This window comes from Lentzea sp. NPDC102401, assembly GCF_044765805.1.
GTDB lineage: Bacteria > Actinomycetota > Actinomycetes > Mycobacteriales > Pseudonocardiaceae > Lentzea > Lentzea sokolovensis.
In genome coordinates this window covers 146,248-163,180 of the sequence record NZ_JBIWKS010000001.1, presented here as the reverse complement: position 1 = coordinate 163,180, position 16,933 = coordinate 146,248, and the positions used below count along the sequence as shown (strand labels likewise).

At 68.9% G+C, this 16,933-nt stretch carries 19 protein-coding genes; 9 read left to right on the top strand and 10 right to left on the bottom strand.

Annotated elements, in window-relative coordinates:
• The first annotated feature begins 14 nt into the window (after window positions 1-14).
• A complete protein-coding gene (locus ACIRG5_RS00825; RefSeq protein WP_402898122.1) occupies window positions 15-968 on the top strand; it encodes an SDR family NAD(P)-dependent oxidoreductase in 954 nt (317 codons plus the stop codon).
• Here the strand turns inward: ACIRG5_RS00825 and ACIRG5_RS00820 are convergent.
• Together ACIRG5_RS00820 and ACIRG5_RS00815 are read right to left on the bottom strand one after the other, a co-directional pair.
• Window positions 965-1,321 carry a 5-carboxymethyl-2-hydroxymuconate Delta-isomerase gene (locus ACIRG5_RS00820; RefSeq protein WP_402898121.1) on the bottom strand — a complete coding sequence of 119 codons (357 nt, stop codon included), beginning with the start codon at window positions 1,319-1,321 and terminating at the stop codon, window positions 965-967. The genes ACIRG5_RS00825 and ACIRG5_RS00820 overlap by 4 nt on opposite strands.
• A complete protein-coding gene (locus ACIRG5_RS00815) occupies window positions 1,285-3,234 on the bottom strand; it encodes a hypothetical protein (RefSeq protein WP_402898118.1) in 1,950 nt (649 codons plus the stop codon). Before ACIRG5_RS00815 ends, ACIRG5_RS00820 begins: the two co-directional genes overlap by 37 nt.
• Before the next feature lie 61 nt (window positions 3,235-3,295).
• Here ACIRG5_RS00815 and ACIRG5_RS00810 point away from each other — a divergent pair, with 61 nt between their 5' ends.
• Complete coding sequence (locus ACIRG5_RS00810; RefSeq protein WP_402898115.1) at window positions 3,296-3,493, top strand: hypothetical protein; 198 nt, start codon at window positions 3,296-3,298, stop codon at window positions 3,491-3,493.
• A gap of 59 nt (window positions 3,494-3,552) precedes the next feature.
• On the opposite strand, the gene ACIRG5_RS00805 is transcribed toward ACIRG5_RS00810, so the two are convergent.
• Window positions 3,553-4,299 carry an SDR family oxidoreductase gene (locus ACIRG5_RS00805; protein WP_402898113.1) on the bottom strand — a complete coding sequence of 249 codons (747 nt, stop codon included), beginning with the start codon at window positions 4,297-4,299 and terminating at the stop codon, window positions 3,553-3,555.
• A 102-nt stretch (window positions 4,300-4,401) separates the two neighbouring features.
• Between ACIRG5_RS00805 and ACIRG5_RS00800 the strand changes: the two genes are divergently transcribed.
• A complete protein-coding gene (locus ACIRG5_RS00800; protein WP_402898110.1) occupies window positions 4,402-5,241 on the top strand; it encodes a helix-turn-helix transcriptional regulator in 840 nt (279 codons plus the stop codon).
• Here ACIRG5_RS00800 and ACIRG5_RS00795 read toward each other — a convergent pair.
• Both ACIRG5_RS00795 and ACIRG5_RS00790 read right to left on the bottom strand, forming a co-directional pair.
• The gene (locus ACIRG5_RS00795) at window positions 5,234-5,710 is read right to left on the bottom strand and encodes a GNAT family N-acetyltransferase (RefSeq protein WP_402898107.1); all 477 of its coding nucleotides are present in this window, start codon (window positions 5,708-5,710) and stop codon (window positions 5,234-5,236) included. The two genes, ACIRG5_RS00800 and ACIRG5_RS00795, sit on opposite strands and share 8 nt — an antisense overlap.
• Window positions 5,707-6,729, bottom strand: a complete 1,023-nt coding sequence (locus tag ACIRG5_RS00790; RefSeq protein ID WP_402898105.1) for an alpha/beta hydrolase — start codon at window positions 6,727-6,729, stop codon at window positions 5,707-5,709. Before ACIRG5_RS00790 ends, ACIRG5_RS00795 begins: the two co-directional genes overlap by 4 nt.
• 53 nt (window positions 6,730-6,782) lie before the next feature.
• Here ACIRG5_RS00790 and ACIRG5_RS00785 point away from each other — a divergent pair, with 53 nt between their 5' ends.
• The 6 genes from ACIRG5_RS00785 to ACIRG5_RS00760 all read left to right on the top strand — a co-directional run bounded on the left by ACIRG5_RS00785 (window position 6,783) and on the right by ACIRG5_RS00760 (window position 11,343).
• Window positions 6,783-7,364 (top strand): TetR/AcrR family transcriptional regulator, encoded by a 582-nt coding sequence (locus tag ACIRG5_RS00785; protein ID WP_402898102.1) that lies wholly within the window; start codon window positions 6,783-6,785, stop codon window positions 7,362-7,364.
• A gap of 46 nt (window positions 7,365-7,410) precedes the next feature.
• Window positions 7,411-8,181, top strand: coding sequence for an SDR family NAD(P)-dependent oxidoreductase (locus ACIRG5_RS00780; RefSeq protein ID WP_402898099.1), 771 nt, complete (start codon window positions 7,411-7,413; stop codon window positions 8,179-8,181).
• A gap of 96 nt (window positions 8,182-8,277) precedes the next feature.
• A complete protein-coding gene (locus ACIRG5_RS00775) occupies window positions 8,278-9,186 on the top strand; it encodes a DMT family transporter (protein WP_402898096.1) in 909 nt (302 codons plus the stop codon).
• The gene (gene epsC, locus ACIRG5_RS00770) at window positions 9,183-9,827 is read left to right on the top strand and encodes a serine O-acetyltransferase EpsC (RefSeq protein ID WP_319974236.1); all 645 of its coding nucleotides are present in this window, start codon (window positions 9,183-9,185) and stop codon (window positions 9,825-9,827) included. Before ACIRG5_RS00775 ends, epsC begins: the two co-directional genes overlap by 4 nt.
• 22 nt (window positions 9,828-9,849) lie before the next feature.
• Window positions 9,850-10,845: a cysteine synthase A gene (gene cysK, locus ACIRG5_RS00765; protein WP_402898093.1), complete on the top strand. Its 996-nt coding sequence runs from the start codon at window positions 9,850-9,852 to the stop codon at window positions 10,843-10,845.
• Between the two features lie 6 nt (window positions 10,846-10,851).
• The gene (locus ACIRG5_RS00760) at window positions 10,852-11,343 is read left to right on the top strand and encodes a cupin domain-containing protein (protein WP_319974234.1); all 492 of its coding nucleotides are present in this window, start codon (window positions 10,852-10,854) and stop codon (window positions 11,341-11,343) included.
• 41 nt (window positions 11,344-11,384) lie between these two features.
• Here ACIRG5_RS00760 and ACIRG5_RS00755 read toward each other — a convergent pair whose 3' ends face one another.
• From ACIRG5_RS00755 to ACIRG5_RS00735, 5 genes are all read right to left on the bottom strand, one after another.
• Window positions 11,385-12,386 (bottom strand): LacI family DNA-binding transcriptional regulator, encoded by a 1,002-nt coding sequence (locus ACIRG5_RS00755; RefSeq protein ID WP_402898089.1) that lies wholly within the window; start codon window positions 12,384-12,386, stop codon window positions 11,385-11,387.
• Window positions 12,387-12,414: 28 nt separating this feature from the next.
• Window positions 12,415-13,737: a GH1 family beta-glucosidase gene (locus ACIRG5_RS00750; RefSeq protein ID WP_402898086.1), complete on the bottom strand. Its 1,323-nt coding sequence runs from the start codon at window positions 13,735-13,737 to the stop codon at window positions 12,415-12,417.
• On the bottom strand, window positions 13,734-14,555 hold the full coding sequence (locus ACIRG5_RS00745) for a carbohydrate ABC transporter permease (protein ID WP_319974231.1): 822 nt from the start codon (window positions 14,553-14,555) through the stop codon (window positions 13,734-13,736). The genes ACIRG5_RS00750 and ACIRG5_RS00745 overlap by 4 nt, the downstream gene beginning before the upstream one ends.
• 2 nt (window positions 14,556-14,557) lie before the next feature.
• Window positions 14,558-15,532 carry a carbohydrate ABC transporter permease gene (locus tag ACIRG5_RS00740; protein ID WP_402898083.1) on the bottom strand — a complete coding sequence of 325 codons (975 nt, stop codon included), beginning with the start codon at window positions 15,530-15,532 and terminating at the stop codon, window positions 14,558-14,560.
• 71 nt (window positions 15,533-15,603) lie between these two features.
• Window positions 15,604-16,887, bottom strand: a complete 1,284-nt coding sequence (locus ACIRG5_RS00735; protein ID WP_402898080.1) for an ABC transporter substrate-binding protein — start codon at window positions 16,885-16,887, stop codon at window positions 15,604-15,606.
• Between the last annotated feature and the right edge of the window lie 46 nt (window positions 16,888-16,933).

The following is a 16,933-nucleotide window of genomic DNA, read 5'->3' as shown; positions in this document are numbered from 1 at the left end:
AAGGGGTGAAGCGGGTGAGCGGACTGTTCCGCGTGCTGGACACCGTCGCGGACCGGCTCGTGGTCCCCGGCTACTCGAAGCTGGGATTCCAGCTCCGCCGCCGAGGCTGGCCCGACCTGTCGCCTGACGCGTTGCGCGGCAGGAGAGCCGTCGTGACCGGAGCCGGCACGGGCATCGGCAAGGCGACCGCGCTGGGCTTGGCCCGCCTCGGCGCGGAGGTGGTCCTGGTGGTGCGCGACGAACGCAAGGGCGCGGCCGCTCGCGACGAGATCGTCGCCGCGGTACCCGGCGCCGAGGTGGAGATCCGGCTTTGCGACCTGTCGAGCCAGGAGTCCGTGCGCCGGTTCGCCGCGGAGATGCAGGACGACCGCCTCGACGTTCTGGTGCACAACGCCGGCGTCCTGCCCGCGGAGCGCAAGACCAGCCCGGACGGCCACGAGCTGACGTTCGCCACGCACGTGCTCGGCCCGTTGCTGATGACCGACCTGCTGCGCCCGCTGCTCGCCGCCTCCCCGGACCCGCGAGTCGTGCTCGTCTCGTCAGGAGGCATGTACACCCAACGCCTCCGCGCCGACGACCCCGAGTACCGCGAGGGCGACTACCGCGGCGCGACCGCCTACGCCCGCACGAAACGCATGCAGGTCACGCTTGCCCCACTGCTGACCGAGCGCTACGCCCAGGAAGGCATCGGCGTGCACGCCATGCACCCGGGCTGGGCGGACACGCCGGGCGTCGCCGGTTCGCTGCCGGGCTTCCATCAGCTGACGAAGACGTTCCTGCGCACCGCCGAGGAGGGCGCGGACACAATCGTCTGGCTGGCCGCGACCACCCCCGCACCCCGCTCCGGCCAGTTCTGGCACGACCGCCGCGCGCGCCCGACACACCTGCTGCCCACCACCGGCGAGAAGCCCGAGGACGTCGTCGCGTTCTGGCAGTACTGCACCAGCGCGGTCGGGATCCTGCCCTAGAGAACCACCTTCTGGTACTGCTCGCGGTCCATGTCGTAGACCTCCAGCGTCACCTGGGTCGGCAACCCCTCGACCGGCTTGAGGTGATCCCGGGCGATCCCGAGACTCACCCGCCCGACCTCCTGCTTGAGCTCGACGGACCGCCCGGTCAGCAACCCGACCCTGACGTGGATCATCGCCGCCGCCGACCCGTCCCCGATCACGGACTCCTCGATCTGCCGGAACCGCGTCTTGAACGCCGACACCTCCGCGCTGACCAGCGGCCCGACGGCCCGGTGCAACGCGAGGGCGAAGGCGCGGCGGTCGAACGCGTCGCTCAGTTCGGCGGAGTACTCGACGGTGATCTGTGGCATGGGCTCACGCTACCGGCGGCTGCCAGGACCTCGCGGACCGTCTCGCACAGCCGATCATCATCTGGGATTCCCTTGGTGGGACGCACGTCCCCGTGGAGCAACGGCCGCAAGGCGGGCACGACCGGTGCGGCGAGGGAGCCCAGCGACGCGAGCTTGCCGATCGCGCGAATGGCGTTGCGGCTGAAGACCCCGTCCGAACGGAGCGCCGACCTCGCGGCCATGGCGACCGAGAGCCCGTCTTCAGGGTCTCCGGTCATCCGCCACAGCGCGTACTGGAGTTTCATCCGTTGCCACCCGCGACACAGGGCGGCCTGCTCGCGCAGCCGGTCCGCCAGACCAGCCGCTGCCGGGCCGAGCTGTGCCAGAACTTCGTTGTACCCACGCAAGGTGGGGTCGTCCGCCTGGATGTGAAGCAGGAGTTCTTCGGGCTCGCCGGTCATCTTCCACCGGCGTACAGCCGCCCTCGCGGAGATCGGGACGTCCGTGGTGGCCATGATCGCGGGTAGTGCCGCCTCGCGCGCTTCCGCGGAGTCCAAAGCGACAAGGGCGTCCAAAGCCCAGCCTTCTGCCTCCGTTCCGAGGAACGACGCGATCTCCACGAGGGCGTCCCGGGCGTCAGGACCCCACTCCGCCAGCACCAGCAGCAAGTCTCGTTGCTCCACGAGCGTGCTCGACGACGTCAGTCGCCGCCGGACACTCGGCAGCAGTCGCGCGGCGGCAGGGCGTAACAGCGTGAGCAGGTCGGGCAGCGACGGGCCGTTGCATCCGGCGGTGCGCGAGAGCGTGTGGCCGGGTGCGTGGAGAAGGTCCGCGACCAGGCCGACGGCTTCGGGAGCGCCGATCTTGACCAAGGCCTGCAGGGCAGGCAGGGCCACGCCGGGTTCGTCATCGCACGCGGCGAGCAGCTGTGCCGTCCAGGGCGCGGCCGCCTGGCCAGCGGACGCGAGGATCGAGGACGCAGACCGCCGCTGCCGGGAGTCGGGATCGGACAGCCGGTTCGCGACGAGCGGCAGAAGCGTCGTGACGGGGGAACGCCAGCGCTCCATCACAGCTGCGGCGGTGGTCAGTGCGTTGGTGCGGCGGTCTGGATCGCCGCTGTCCAGCAGGGCTGCGGCCAACCTGGTTCGGCCGTCCCGGTCGTCGTCGAGAATGTCGTTCGTCCACCACAGAAGCCGCCCGACGACCCGTCTTCCCACCGGCCAGACGTCGTGCCACACAGCCAGATCCGCGGTGGAGAGGTAGGAAGCGGCCTCGTCGACGTGCCGGGGGTCGCGGCCACCGAGCCCGCAGCGACGTGCCGCCAGCACGCCGGCGAACCGGAGCGCGGGGTTTTCGTTCCTGTGCAGGGAGGAAAGCCAGTCGATCACCTCCACCGGCCACTCCTCGGACGTGTCGCGCAGCAGTTGGGCGGCGGCCAGCACGTACTTGAGGCGGGCCGCCTCATCGAGTTCCTCGTGCCACCTCGCGAGCAACGCGGGCAACACGAGTGCGGCCTGGTCGGCGGCCTGTCCCAACGGGGACGCGACCGCTCTGCGGACTACTGGATCGGGGTCCGCGAGCAGGCCGAGCAGTTGCGGCAGTGCTTCCTGCCATGCCGCCGGCCACGCGGCGTTGACGTACTCGGCGTCGGACCCACGCGCGGTCTGGGCGAGGTCGCCGATGAACCTGATGGCCGCGTCCCTATGAGGGAAACCGGGATCATGCGCCCACAGCACGAGAACAGGGAGCACAGGTGGTGCGGAGGAGAGGATTCCGCCGCCTTGGTGGAACACCTTGTTGTGCAGTTCACCGAATGCATCGGGGTCGGTGGCACTGGCGAGGAGCAGAGCGGGAATGTCCTCTGCGGAGCCGTAGTGGTGTTGCAGAGACTCCCACGGGACGTTGTCGACCATGGGCGAGAGATCCTGGGACATCCAGGCGACTTCTTTTCGAATCGGACCGCCAACGGGCGATCATGTCCCGCCAGCCTAGATCATGCGGCCTCGCTTCACGAGAACATCCCTGCCGTCCTCGCCGCGCAACTGGGCAGAGCCGGTTCGGTTCGACCCCGTCGCCGCGGAGCAGTGGCGGGGTGGGCTCGTGGAACTGTCCGCTGTGGACGATGTCGTGAACGCCTGCATGGCCGGTCACATCACCTCGGTCACGTTCCGGGAGTTCGCCCGCGGCCCGTGACCGGCGCGGGGCAGGCCTCGGAGGACGCCTGCCCCGGAGCGTCACCTGCGGTGCGGGTCCTAGCCGTTGATCGCGGCGACGACCTGGTCGTAGTCGCCGCGCGCCTCGGCGTAGCGCAGGAACTTCACGCGCTCTACCTGGATCTCGCGGGCGTCGGGCTGGGTCTCGATGATGCTCATGACCTCGGCGACGTACTCGTCGAGCGGCATGGCCTGCTCGTTCTCGGCCTGGCCGGGCAACAGGTCGGTCTGCACCGACGGCGGTTCCAGTTCCACGACCTTCACCGACGTGTCGGCGAGCTGGAGCCGCAGCGACTCGCTGAGCATGTGGATGGCGGCCTTGGACGCGTTGTAGCTGGGCGTGATCTTCAACGGCGCGAAGGCGAGGCCGGAGGAGACGGTCATGATCGTGGCGTCCGGCAGCGACTGGAAGTGCTCGACGAACGCGGCGATCAGGCGGATCGGGCCGAGCACGTTGGTCGTGACGATTCCCTCGGCGGACTCGAGGAACGACTCGGGGCGGTGCCAGTCCTCGACGCGCATCACACCGGCCATGGTGACCAGCACGTTGACCGACGGGAAGCGGGCGATGACGTCCTTGGCCGCGGTCTGGACGCTGGAGGCGTCGGCGGTGTCGATGCGGACGGTCTCGACACCGGGGTGCTCGGCGGCGATCCGGTCGAGCAGTTCGGTGCGCCGGCCGCCCACGATCACGGTGTTGCCGCGCTCGCGCAGGGCGAGGGCGAGCGCCAGGCCGATGCCGCTGGTGGCGCCGGGGATGAAGACGGTGTTTCCGGTGATGTCCATGGCACCGAGTTTCGGCCGGATCGCTGGTACCTCGCCAGAGAGCCCATATCGGGGGATCGGCGATCCCTGGTTGAACCGGCCAGGCCCCGGATACTGGGGTGCATGGATCGGAAGGAACTGGCCGGCTTCCTGCGCCGCCGCCGCGAGGAGCTGAGGCCGGAGGACGTCGGCCTGCCGGCGGGTGCGCGCAGGCGGGCACCGGGGCTGCGGCGCGAGGAGGTCGCGGCGCTGGCCGCCATGTCCACGGACTACTACACGCGCCTGGAACAGCAACGCGGCCCGCAGCCCAGCGAGCAGATGCTGGCATCGCTGGCCCGCGCTCTGCGGCTCAGCGACGACGAACGCGACTACCTGTTCCGCGTCGCCGGTCGCAACGCCCCGTCACCCCGGTCCGCTCCCACGCACGTCGCCCCCGCGTTGCAACGGGTGCTGGACCGGCTCAACGACACGCCCGCGCTGATTCTGTCCAACCTCAGCGAAGTCCTCGTGCAGAACCGGTTCGCCGAGGCGTTGTACGGCGACTCCTCGCACTTCACCGGACACGCCCGCAGCGGGATCTACCGCTGGTTCACCGACCAGGACGAGCGCCTGATCTACCCCGAGCACGACCGCGACCGGCAGAGCCGCACCCAGGTGGCGAACCTCCGTGCCGCCTACGCCTCGATGGGCCCGCGCTCACGAGCCGGTGAGCTCGTTCGCGCGCTGCAGAAGGAAAGCGAGGAGTTCGCCGAACTGTGGGAACGCCACGAGGTCTCGAAGCGGTTCGAGGACCACAAGGTGCTGATCCACCCGCAGCTCGGCGAGATCGAGGTGGACTGCCAGGCGTTGTTCACCGAGGACCAGTCGCAGGCGTTGCTGGTGCTGACCGCGCCGCCGCGCACCGAGGCGTTCGACAAGTTGCAGCTGCTCGGCGTGCTGGGCACGGAGAAGTTCGTCAGCTGAGGACGAGGATCGTCTCCTCGATCTCGGCTTTCCGTGCCGCCGCATAGCCGATGTCGGTGCCGACGGGCTTGAACCCCGCTCTCGTCAGCACGCGCAGGGAGGCCACGTTGTCACTGGCGGCGCGGGCGTGCAGGGGCCGGACCGACACGCGTTCGAGCAGCAACGCCAGCGCCCGTCCGGCGACGCCCTGACCCCAGACCGCGCGGTCGATCCAGTAGGTGACCTCGGTGTCACCCTCCATCACGAAGCTGGCGATGCTGCCCACGACCACCCCGTCACCGAGGATCACGTGGTTGAGGGTCTCGGGGTTCGCCCGGATCCTGCGCATGTGCGCGTCGAACGCCTCGCGGTCGTCGGGGTTCTCGGCGGTGAACGCGGCCATCCGCACCGCCTCCGGGTCGCGCATGAACTCGAACAACACGTCCAGGTCCGCGTCCTCGACGCCGCGCAACGTCACTTCACCGATCATCGAGCGAGCCTAGTCGCGAGCCACGCCAGCGAGAGGGGATATCGGAAGTCGATGCCGCCGTGGCCCGCGTCGAAGAGCTCGAAGTGCACGCGCTCGTCCGGAATCCCGGCCAGCGCGATCTCCCTGCGGAACGCCTCCGCGCCCAGGTCGAGGAAGTACTCGTCCCTGGTGCCCGCGTCGATCCACACGGCCCGCAGCGAAGGGATCGCGTCGGCGTGCCCAGGGACCATCCGCACCGGGTCCCAGTCGAGCCAGCGCTGCCACACCTCGGGCCTGAGCGCTCCGGTGACGGAGTCGAACGGCAGTTCCGGCGTGCCGTCCTCGGTTGCCGAGAAACACGCCGCCACCCCGAGAATCCCGAGCAGGTCCATGTCTTCCGGCTTGGTGAACGCCGTGCGGCTCTGGAAGTCCGTCCACCACTTCTGGACGTCGTTGTCGTACCCGCGCAACGCCCGCACGGCCTTGCCGAAGTCCGCGAGGTAGCAGAGCTCGTAGAGCGAGTCGCCCGCGTGCGTGGCCAACGCGCCGAACAGGTCCGGCCGCAGCATCGGCGTGATCATCGCGCCGAACCCGCCCGACGACTTGCCCGCGATCGCCCGCGACTCGCGGTCCGGGATCGTGCGGTAGTGCTCGTCCACCCACGGCACGATTTCGTCGCACAGGTACGAGTGGTAGCGGCCGGTGCCAGGCGAGTCGACGAACTGCGAACCGCCGTACGACGTCCACGCGTCGACGTACACGACGATGCAGCCAGGGGCTCCCTGCGCGAACACCGCGTCGGCCGTCTCGATGAACGGCTGGCGGAACGGCATGCGGTTCGCCCACATCTGCACGTGCCCGGTGTAACCCTGGATCATGTAGACGGCGGGGTAGCGCTCGGTCCCGGAGTCGTAGCCCGGCGGCACGTACACCCACAGCGGCCGCTCGTGCGGATCTCCGAGCGGGTTGTCGCGCAGCAACGCCGACTCGACGGTGTGCCGGTCGAGCCGGCCGGCGAGAGGTCCCTCCCAAGGCAGCATGGACTCAGTCAACCACAGTGGACCAGGTGGTCCAGAAAACGTATTCTGCGGGCATGAAGCTCACGGCGAAGGGGCAGGCGACCCGGCAGCGCATCATCGAGGGGGCGGCCTCGTACCTGCGCGGCGATGACGCGGCCGGCGTGACTCTGGACGACATCCGGGCGATCACCGGCACCAGCAAGGGTCAGATCTTCCACTACTTCCCGGACGGCAAGGAGGAGCTCTTCCTCGCCGTGGCGCGGTTCGAGGCAGCCCGTGTGCTCTCGGACCAGCAGCCACATCTGAGCGCCCTGACGTCGTGGGCCGCCTGGGAACGCTGGCGCGATTCGGTCGTGGCCCGCTATCGGGCGCAGGGTCGCACCTGTCCGCTGGGCGTGCTGATGGGTCAGCTCAACAGCACGCCGGGTGCGCACGAGGTCATCGGCACGCTCCTGGAACGGTGGCAGGCCGAGTTGCGCGAAGGTGTAGCCGAGATGCAGCAGGCGGGTCTGGTGCGCTCCGAGGTGGACGCCGACCGCGTCTCGGCGGCGTTGATCGCGGGCATCCAGGGCGGCGTGCAGGTGCTCCGGTCGACCGGCGACGTCACCCATCTGGAGGCGGCCATCGACCTCGTCATCGACTACCTGCGCGGCTGAAGTCCTGGACTTGCGGGTCCAAAAATGCGGACCTAGCTTCGAGTGCATGGCACAACGACTGCAGGGCAGGACCGCCCTCATCACCGGTTCCACCAGCAACATCGGCCGCTCGATCGCGATCGCCTTCGCCCACGAGGGCGCGCACGTCGTCGTCTCCGGGCGCGACGAGGCCAGGGGAGCGGAGGTCGTCGACGAGATCCGCTCGTCCGGCGGCCGGGCCGACTTCGTCCGCGCCGACCTGGACGGCTCGTCCGCCGCGAGTCGCGCGTTGGCCGCGGAGGTCCTGACGCTGCTGGGCGGCCGCGTCGACATCCTCGTGAACAACGCCGGCATCTACCCGTCGCCGGGCACCCTCGACACCGACGACGAGACCTTCGACCGCGTCTACGGCGTCAACGTGAAGGCCCCGTTCTTCCTGACCCAGGCCCTGGTTCCCGCGATGATCGGCGCGGGTTCCGGCGTGGTCATCAACCTGGGTTCGTGGATCGCCCGCCTGGCCGTGCCGCGCGGCTCGCTCTACAGCTCCACCAAGGGCGCCGTGGAAACGCTCACCCGCGCGTGGGCGGCGGAGTTCGGCCCGCAGGGCGTGCGGGTGAACGCCATCTCGCCCGGCGTGGTCGTCTCGCCGGACTGGGACCCCGCCACCGTCCACCCCGGCGAGGTGATGATGCACGGCACGCCGGCGGGCCGGTCCGGGCATCCCGACGCGATCGCCGGGGCCGCCGTCTACCTGGCCTCGGACGACGCCGCGTTCGTGCACGGCACCGTGATCGACGTCGACGGCGGGCGGACCGGGGTCGCGGTGGTCGCCGGCTGATCTCCTCGCACTGACGGGGCTCGCTCTAGTGAGCCCCTAGGAGCATCTGTTGAAGTGTCCAAACGACTACTGACAGATGATCCGAATCGAGAAGCAATGGACAAGGCATCCGTCGCGCGCTTCCTGCTGCTGGCGCTGCTGTGGGGAAGCAGCTTCACCCTGATCAAGGTGTCCCTGGAAGGTCTGACACCGGGACAGCTCGTGCTCAGCAGACTCATCCTGGGCGCGGCCGTCCTGCTCTCCATCGCGGCCGTCCGCAAGGTCGCCCTGCCGCGTTCCGCCCAGATCTGGGGGCACATCGCGGCCGCCGGCCTGTTCGGCAACGTGATCCCGTTCCTCCTGCTGTCCTACGGCGAGAAGACCACCGGCGCCGGCATCGCGGGCGTCCTGATCGGCGCCAGCCCGTTGCTGACGCTGGCGCTCGCCACCGCCGCTCTGCCGACCGAGCGGGCGACCCCCCGCAAGGCGGTCGGCCTGGTGCTCGGCTTCATCGGCGTGGTGCTGCTGATCGGGCCGTGGGACGAGGCGCTCGGCTCGTTCAGCGGGCGGCTGGCCTGTTTCGGCGCGGCCGTCAGCTACGCGATCGGCTTCGTTTACGTGCGGAAGTACCTGTCGCCGCTCGGCCTGGCGCCGCTGTCGCTGGCCGCGTCGCAGCTCGTCGCGGCGGCCGTGCTGCAGGCGGTCGTGACGCCGTTCCTCGACTGGCGCACGCCCAGCTTCACCGGCCCGGTGACGATGAGCATCGTGCTGCTCGGCCTGCTGAGCACCGGTCTGGCCTACGTGCTGTACTTCCGCCTCATCGGCGACGTCGGGGCCACCACAGCATCGGCGGTCAACTACGTCGTGCCGGTGTTCGCGGTGCTCGTCAGCGTGTTGTTCCTCGGTGAGCACGTCACGTGGAACCTCATCGCGGGCGGCCTCGTGGTGCTCGTCGGCGTGGCCTACGCGGAGAACAGGCTCGGACAGCTCCGCAAGACCCCGGAGAAGGCGGGAGCGGTCCGGTGAACCCGCGGGCGCTGCTCGGCGCGATCACCGCGGACCTCGACATGGTCCTCGACCGCGACCCGTCGATCACGTCGCGCAGCGAGGCGTTGCTGCACCCGACGGTGATCGCGATCTGGGGCTATCGCGTGTCGCACTGGTTGCACCTGCGGGGTCACCGGCGCAGCGCCCGGCTGGTCATGGTCATCGCGAGGCTGCTGACCGGCGGCATCGAGATCCATCCCGGTGCGGAGATCGGCCGTGGCTTCTTCATCGACCACGGCGCAGGCGTGGTCATAGGCGAGACGGTCATCATCGGTGAGGACGTCACGATCTTCCACCAGGTGACGCTCGGCGCGGTCGGGTGGTGGCACGACAACCAACGGCCGGAGGGCTCACGGCGGCATCCGAAGCTCGGCGACCGGGTCGTCGTCGGAGCGAACGCGACGCTGCTCGGCCCGATCACGGTCGGCCACGACTCGGTGGTCGGCGCCCAGGCACTCGTCATCCGTGACGTACCGGCGGACTCGCGTGTCCTGGCGCCGTTCTCCGTGCCCGCGTTGAGGTCGACGCGTGGCGTGGTGAAGGCCGCCAGAGCCCGTCATCCCGTCCAGATCACGGGACTGCGGCACAAGGGCGCCCAGGCCGTGTTCCCCACGTGGTGACAACTAACCGATCGGAGTTCGCGTGAACACCCGAGTCAGTCAGCCCCTCACCAGACGACCGCCCGCGCACTCGCTCGTGGACCTGATCGGCGGCACACCCACCGTCCGGCTCGACCTCGGCGTGACCACCGCGAACCTCTACGCCAAGCTGGAGATGGCCAACCCCCTGTCCAGCGTGAAGGATCGCGCCGCGCTCTACATGATCAACGGCGCGGAAGAGCGCGGGGACCTGACCAGGGGCAGTGGCACGATCGTCGAGGCGACGTCGGGCAACACGGGCATCTCCATGGCGGCCATCGCGGCCGCCCGCGGGTACAAGTGCGTGATCGTCCTGCCGGACAGCGCGACCAGCGAGCGCATCCAGCTGCTGCGCGCGTTCGGCGCGGAGATCGTGCTGACCCCGTACCAGGAGGGGTACGTGGCGGCGATCGCCAAGGCCGAGGAGCTCTCCCGCGAACGGCCGGGGTCGTGGTTCGCCTGCCAGCACGAGAACTCCGACAACGTGGCGGCGCATTACGCCACCACCGGACCGGAGATCTGGAACGACACCGACGGCGAGGTGGACGTCTTCGTCTGCGGTGTCGGCACTGGCGGAACGCTCAGCGGCACCGCGAAGTACCTGAAGGAGCGCAACCCCGGCATCCGCGTGGTCGCGGTGGAGCCGGAAGGGTCACCGGTGCTGAGTCAGGGATGGGGCGGTCTGCACCGCATCCCGGGCCTCAACGGCGGTTTCGTCGCGCCGACGACGGACGTGGCCCTGATCGACGAGGTCCTCGCGGTGTCCAATGAGGACGCTTACAGCACGGCAAGGGAACTCGCGCGAACCGCGGGGCTGCTGGTCGGGGTCTCCTCCGGCGCGGCGGCGCACGCCTGCCGGGTGCTCTCCGCACGGCCGGAGTACGCGGGCAAGAACCTGGTCACCGTGTTCCCGGACACGGGCGAGCGGTACCTCTCGTGGTTCAACCAGGAAGACACGACGGACAGCGGCGAGACGCCCGCAGCCATCAACGAGGAGTGAACAGACATGACGCAAGTGTCCAACATCCTGCTTCCCGGCGAAGGCGAGTCGGTGCAGATCGGCACGACCACCCACACCACCTTCAAGGCCAGGGGCAGTGAGACGGACGGGCGCCTCGGCCTGTACGAGCACCGGATGGCCGCGGGAGCTCCCGGTGCCTCGCCGCACGTGCACAACGAGCAGCTGGAAGCGTTCTACGTCCTGAGCGGCATGGTGGAGCTCCACCTCGACGGCAAGTCGTTCGCCGCGCCCCCCGGCACGTACGTGAACGTCCCGATGGGTGTGTCGCACGGGTTCCACAACCCGTACCAGGACCAGGCCACGATGCTCATCATCTTCACGCCGGCGCTCAACCGCGAGGAGTACTTCCGGGGCCTCTCGGAGATGTACGCGGACGGCAACCAGCCCACCGAGGACGAGTTGCTGACCCTGATGGCGAAGTACGACCAGTTCGAGGTCGCCATCGACGGCACCGTTCCGGGCTGGGGCAGGCACTGAGTTGACGGCGGGCGCCCGTTTCCGGGCACCCGCCACCCTTCTCAGGCCGAGTCGCGCACGACCAGTTCGGTCGGCAGGATCAGCGACGTCGGCTGTTCGCCGTTCAGCAGCCGGATCAACATCCTGGTCATCTCCCGGCCGAGCGCCTCGATGGGCTGCCGGACGGTGGTCAGCGCGGGCTGGGTGTGCCGCGCCGTCACGATGTCGTTGAAACCGACGACCGCGACGTCCTCGGGCACCCGTTTGCCCTGTTCCCGCAACACCGCGAGTGCCCCGGTGGCCATGGCGTCGGAGGCGACGAACACGCCGTCCAGGTCGGGGTGGTCGTCGAGCAGGAGTTTCATCCCCGCGGCACCGCTGGCCTCGCTGAAGTCGCCGTGTGCCACGCGTTCGTCGCTCAGGCCCGCCAGCACGACGGCCTCGCGGAAGCCCAGGTAGCGCGACATGCCGGCGTGGGTGTCGAGCTCGCCGGTGATCGTGCCGATCCTGGTGCGGCCGGAGGAGATCAGGTGTTCGACGGCCGTGCGGGCGCCGCCCCGGTTGTCGGCGTCGACGTACCACTGCGGTGCGCGGTCGAGCGAGCGTCCACCGTGGACGGCCGGCAGACCGCTGTCCTCCGCCATCTTCGACAGCGGGTCGTTCTCCTTGAGCGCCAGCAGCATCACGCCGTCCGCGCCGCGCGACTGGAGCACCTGCGCGAATCTGTCCCTGCCGCGCTTCGAGGCGGCGAGCAGCAGCATCAGGTGCAGGTCGGTCTCCTCCAGTGCCGCGTTGACGCCGCTGATCACCTCGGCGAAGAAGAGGTTGGCGAAGATCGCCGGGTCGTCGCTGGAGATCACCAGGACGACGGCGCCGCGCCGCTGGCTCGCCAGTGAGCGGGCGGCGGTGTTCGGGACGTAGCCCAGATCCGCGATGGCGCTCTGGACCGCGCGCTTCGACTTTTCGCTGACGTGGCGCGCGTTGTTGATGACGCGGGACACGGTGCCGGTCGAGACTCCCGCGCGTTGCGCCACTTCCTCCAAGGTGGGAGGCCGGGTGTTCATGGCCGCACCCTACCAATGTTGTAAGCGCTCACAGTGCACCTCGCGCGATCACGTCCGCGTACCACCGGGCGCTGTCCTTCGGGGTGCGGCGCTGGGTGTCGTAGTCGACGTGCACCAGGCCGAACCGCTGGGCGTAGCCGAAGGACCACTCGAAGTTGTCGAGCAACGACCAGGCGAAGTAGCCCTTCAGCGCCACGCCTTTCGCCACGGCCTCCGCACACGCCCGCACGTGCCCGTCCAGGTAGGCGACGCGGCCGGTGTCGTGCACCTCGTCGTCGAACGCGGCGCCGTTCTCGGTGATGTACAACGGGATCGCGGGGTAGTCGCGGTCCAGTCGCAGCAGCAGGTCGAACAGCCCGCCGGCGTCGATCTCCCAGCCGATGGACGTGCGCGGCCGGCCCCCGTCGAGGTGCCGGACGTGCTCGGAGCCGACGTAGGCCGAGGGCGACGGGGTGGTGCCGTGGCCGACGAGCATGGGGGAGTAGTAGTTCACGCCGAGGAAGTCGATGGGCGCGGCGATGGTCTTGAGGTCGCCGTCCTGGACGTGGTCGAGGTCCGTGATGGGCTCCAGGTCCCGCAGCACGTCGTCCGGGTACTCGGCCAGCAGCACGGGGTCGAGGAAGAGCCGGTTCTGCATGCCGTCGATCCGGCGTGCGGCGTCGAGGTCCGCCTCGGTGGCCGAACCCGCCGTGACGTGGGTGAGGTTCAGCGTGATGCCGACCCGCGCGTCGGGCATGGCCCGTGCCGCGAGTCCGTGGCCCAGCAACAGGTGGTGGGCGGCGCGGATCGACGCCGCCGGGTCCTGGCGGCCGGGGGCGTGCCTGCCGGTCGCGTAACCGAGGAACGCCGAGCACCACGGCTCGTTCAGCGTCGTCCAGTGCGTGACGCGGTCCGCCAGCGTCTCGTGCACGATCTGCGCGTACTCGGCGAACCGCAGTGCGGTGTCGCGTTCCGGCCAGCCGCCCGCGTCCTCCAGCGGTTGCGGCAGGTCCCAGTGGTAGAGCGTCGGCCACGGCTGGATGCCGTTGTCCAGCAACGTGTCCACGAGCCTCGAATAGAAGTCGAGCCCGCGCTGGTCGGCCTTGCCGGTGCCGAGCGGCTGGATCCGTGGCCAGGCGATCGAGAACCGGTAGGCGCCGAGCCCGAGTTCGCGCATGATGGCGACGTCCTCGGGATAGCGGTGGTAGTGGTCGGCGGCCACGTCACCGGTGTCGCCGTTGTCGACCTTGCCCGGTGTCGCGCAGAAGGTGTCCCAGATGGACGGTCCGCGTCCGTCCTCGGCCACCGCGCCCTCGATCTGGTAGCTGGACGTGGCCGCGCCCCAGAGGAAACCGGGTTCGAACGTGGTCATGCCTTGACCGCCCCTTCCATGATGCCGCCGATGATCTGGCGACCGAACGCGACGAACACGAGCAGCAGCGGCACGGTGGCGATCAGCGCTCCGGTGAACATGAGCGTGTAGTCGGTGTAATAGGTGGTGGACAGCTGCGAGAGCGAGAACTGGACGGTCGGGTTGTCCGCTTCGAGGACCGCGAGCGGCCACAGGAACTCGTTCCAGGCACCCATGAACGTGAACAGGCCGAGCACCGCCGCGCCGGGACGCAACGCGGGCAGCACGATGCTCCAGAACGTGCGGAACGTGCTGCACCCGTCGATGCGCGCGGCCTCGATGAGCTCGTCCGGAACGGCCTGCTCGGCGTACTGGCGCATCAGGAAGACGCCGAACGCGGACACCAGCGCCGGCACGATGATCGCTTCCATCCGGTTCTGCCAGCCCAGTTCGACCATGATCATGTACAGCGGGATGATGCCCATCTGCACCGGGATCATCATGGTCGCGAGGATGACGAGCAGCAGTCCGTTGCGGCCGCGGAACTTCAGCTTGGCGAACGCGAAACCCGCGAGCGACGAGAAGAACACGACCGAGACGGTGATCACCGCGGAGCTGAGCAGCGAGTTCCACAGACCCAGCAGGAAGTTCGCGTCCTCCGCGGCGAACAGCCTGCCGACGTTGTCGCCGAAGTTCGGGCCGGGCGCCAGCGGTGGTGGCCAGTCGCCGACGACGTCGTTGGCACGGGTGGCGACGACGAAGAGCCAGTAGAGCGGGAACGCCGACAGCACGATGCCCGCGAGGAGCGTGAAGTAGACCAGGGGATGGGTTTTGCGCATGGCTACCTCGACCTCCGCGTGATCAGGAAGTTGACGACGCCGAGCAGCGTGATCAGCAGGAAGATCATCCACGCGACGGCCGAGCCGTAGCCGTAGTCGAAGTCCCGGAACGCCTTCTCGAACATGTACATCGACACCGTCTGGAACTGCCGCAGGCTGCCGCCGGAGATGGCGAAGCTGCCCTGGCCGAAGATCAGCGGCTCGGTGAAGAGCTGCATGCCCGCGATGGTGGACATGATGACGGTGAAGACGATCGCGGGCCGGATGTTCGGAACCGTGATGCTCCAGAACTGCCTGATCTTGCCCGCACCGTCCACAGTGGCCGCTTCGTAGAGGTCCTTCGGGATCGCCTGCATGGCCGCGAGGTAGATCAACGCGTTGTAGCCGGTCCACCGCCAGTTGACCATGGTGGCGATCGCGGTCCACGACGACCACTTGTCTGCGCGCCAGTCGATCGCGTCGACGTTCACCAGCCCCAGCAGGCCGTTCACCATGCCGGCGTCGCGGTCGAAGATCTGGCTGAACACGATGCCGACGGCCGCGACGGAGGTGACGATCGGCAGCAGCACGCCCATCCGCAGGAACGTGACGGCACGCAGCTTCTGGTTGAGCAGGCTCGCGAGCACCAGGGCGCCCAGCAACTGCGGCACGGTGGCGAGCACGAGCATGCCGAGGGTGTTGACGACCGCGTTCCAGAAGTCCGGGTCGGCGAACAGCGTGACGTAGTTGTCCAGTCCGACGAACGCGCCCGCGCCGGTGATGTCCCAGTCGTGCAACGACACCCAGGCCGTGTAGATCAGCGGGAACAGCCCGAAGACCACGAAGATCACGAAGAACGGCGCGATGAACAGGTACGGCGACCACTTCACCTCGACGCGGGAGATCCGGTCGCGCAGCCGGGAACGTGGCTGCTCGGGAGGCCTGCTCCCGGCCGCCGGAGTGCTTGGGGCCGTCCTCGGCCGCAGATCAGTCACCAACTTGTGTCCTCAGGTGGTGTGGGGATGACGGCCGGGACGGGTTTCTCCGCAGCGCCCCGGCCGCCAGGTCGTCACTTGGCCAGGCGCATTGCGTCGTCGACGGCCTTGGCCCAGGCCTCGTCGGGCTGGAGCTTGCCCTGCTCCACCGCGAGAAGCGCGTTGCCGACGCGGTCACCGATGGCGTTGTTGTCCGGGCCGAGGTAGACCGGCTTGAGCGCCTTCACGCTCTCGCCGAAGATCCTGCCGACGGGCGCGTCGCCGAAGTACGGGTTCTTGAAGTCCTGCACCGCCGGGTCGTCGATGGCCTGCGGCGAGGACGGGAAGTTGTTCTTCGCCTTGAACGCCGTGGTCTGTCCCTTGGCGCTGGTCAGGAACTTGGCCAGCTCGGCGGCCTCCTTCTGGTGCGTGCTCTGCGCCGGCACCGCGAGGAACGAACCGCCGCGCACCGCGCCGTTGCCCGGCACCTTGGCGACGTCCCACTTGCCCTTGTTCTCCGGGCCCGCCTGCTTCTCGATCGTGCCGAGCATCCAGGAGGGGCACGGGATGGTGGCGAACGTGCCGTTCTTGAAGACCGCGTTCCACTGTGGACTCCACATCTCGATGTTGGCCGACAACCCGGCCCTCACCATCTCGACGGACTTGTCCCAGGTGGCCCGCACGGCGGAGTTCGAGTCGATCACGAGCTTGTTCGTGGCGTCGTAGTAGGTGTGGTCGCCCGACTGCATCAGCATGTTCAGGTAGACACCGCCGGTCGAGTCGTAGAACCCGGCGCCGGGAGTTTTGGCCTTGAACTGCTTCCCGGTGCTGAGGTAGGCGTCCCAGGTGGGCCAGAGCTTGCCGACCGCCTCCCGGTCGGTGGGCAGGCCCGCGGCCTCGAAGAGGTCCTTGCGGTAGCACATGCCCTGCGCGCCGACGTCAGTGCCGAGGCCGACGACCTTGCTGCCGTCCGAAGTGGACGCCTGCTGCCACTTCCACGGCAGGAAGTTGCCGGAGAGTTCCTTGGCGCCGTGGTCGAGCAGGTTCACGAACTGGTCGGGCTTCGCCATGAACTGCGAGAGGATGCCCTCCTCGATCGCCACGACGTCGCCGGCGCCCTTCCCGGTGGCGAGCCACTGCTGCAGCTTCGGCGTGTAGTCGCCGAGCTTGCCGATGTTCTCCTCCTTGATCTTGATGCCGGGATGGCTCGCCTCGTACTCCTCGTAGAGCTCGTCGTAGCCGAACTGGCTGAAGGTCTTGACGATCAGCGTGACGTCCCCCGACGACGCCGAGTCGGCGGCGCCGCCACACGCGGACACGGCCACCAGCGAGCTGAGCAGAGTTGTGGCGAGCAGAGCGCGCCTCGGTCGAACACCCATCGAAGAACCTCCGGTTGGCGGATGGCCTGCAAGCGCTAACACCCGA

Bases quoted from the DNA above. Each gene is read 5' to 3' on its own strand.
- ACIRG5_RS00775 (WP_402898096.1), top strand. From the start codon at position 8,278: ATGGACAAGGCATCCGTCGCGCGCTTCCTGCTGCTGGCGCTGCTGTGG.
- ACIRG5_RS00760 (WP_319974234.1), top strand. From the start codon at position 10,852: ATGACGCAAGTGTCCAACATCCTGCTTCCCGGCGAAGGCGAGTCGGTG.
- ACIRG5_RS00790 (WP_402898105.1), bottom strand. From the start codon at position 6,729: ATGCTGCCTTGGGAGGGACCTCTCGCCGGCCGGCTCGACCGGCACACC.
- ACIRG5_RS00805 (WP_402898113.1), bottom strand. From the start codon at position 4,299: ATGGACATCACCGGAAACACCGTCTTCATCCCCGGCGCCACCAGCGGC.
- ACIRG5_RS00745 (WP_319974231.1), bottom strand. From the start codon at position 14,555: ATGCGCAAAACCCATCCCCTGGTCTACTTCACGCTCCTCGCGGGCATC.
- ACIRG5_RS00800 (WP_402898110.1), top strand. From the start codon at position 4,402: ATGGATCGGAAGGAACTGGCCGGCTTCCTGCGCCGCCGCCGCGAGGAG.
- ACIRG5_RS00810 (WP_402898115.1), top strand. From the start codon at position 3,296: ATGCGGCCTCGCTTCACGAGAACATCCCTGCCGTCCTCGCCGCGCAAC.
- ACIRG5_RS00755 (WP_402898089.1), bottom strand. From the start codon at position 12,386: ATGAACACCCGGCCTCCCACCTTGGAGGAAGTGGCGCAACGCGCGGGA.
- ACIRG5_RS00795 (WP_402898107.1), bottom strand. From the start codon at position 5,710: ATGATCGGTGAAGTGACGTTGCGCGGCGTCGAGGACGCGGACCTGGAC.
- ACIRG5_RS00750 (WP_402898086.1), bottom strand. From the start codon at position 13,737: ATGACCACGTTCGAACCCGGTTTCCTCTGGGGCGCGGCCACGTCCAGC.
- ACIRG5_RS00780 (WP_402898099.1), top strand. From the start codon at position 7,411: ATGGCACAACGACTGCAGGGCAGGACCGCCCTCATCACCGGTTCCACC.
- ACIRG5_RS00785 (WP_402898102.1), top strand. From the start codon at position 6,783: ATGAAGCTCACGGCGAAGGGGCAGGCGACCCGGCAGCGCATCATCGAG.
- ACIRG5_RS00820 (WP_402898121.1), bottom strand. From the start codon at position 1,321: ATGCCACAGATCACCGTCGAGTACTCCGCCGAACTGAGCGACGCGTTC.
- ACIRG5_RS00815 (WP_402898118.1), bottom strand. From the start codon at position 3,234: ATGTCCCAGGATCTCTCGCCCATGGTCGACAACGTCCCGTGGGAGTCT.
- ACIRG5_RS00735 (WP_402898080.1), bottom strand. From the start codon at position 16,887: ATGGGTGTTCGACCGAGGCGCGCTCTGCTCGCCACAACTCTGCTCAGC.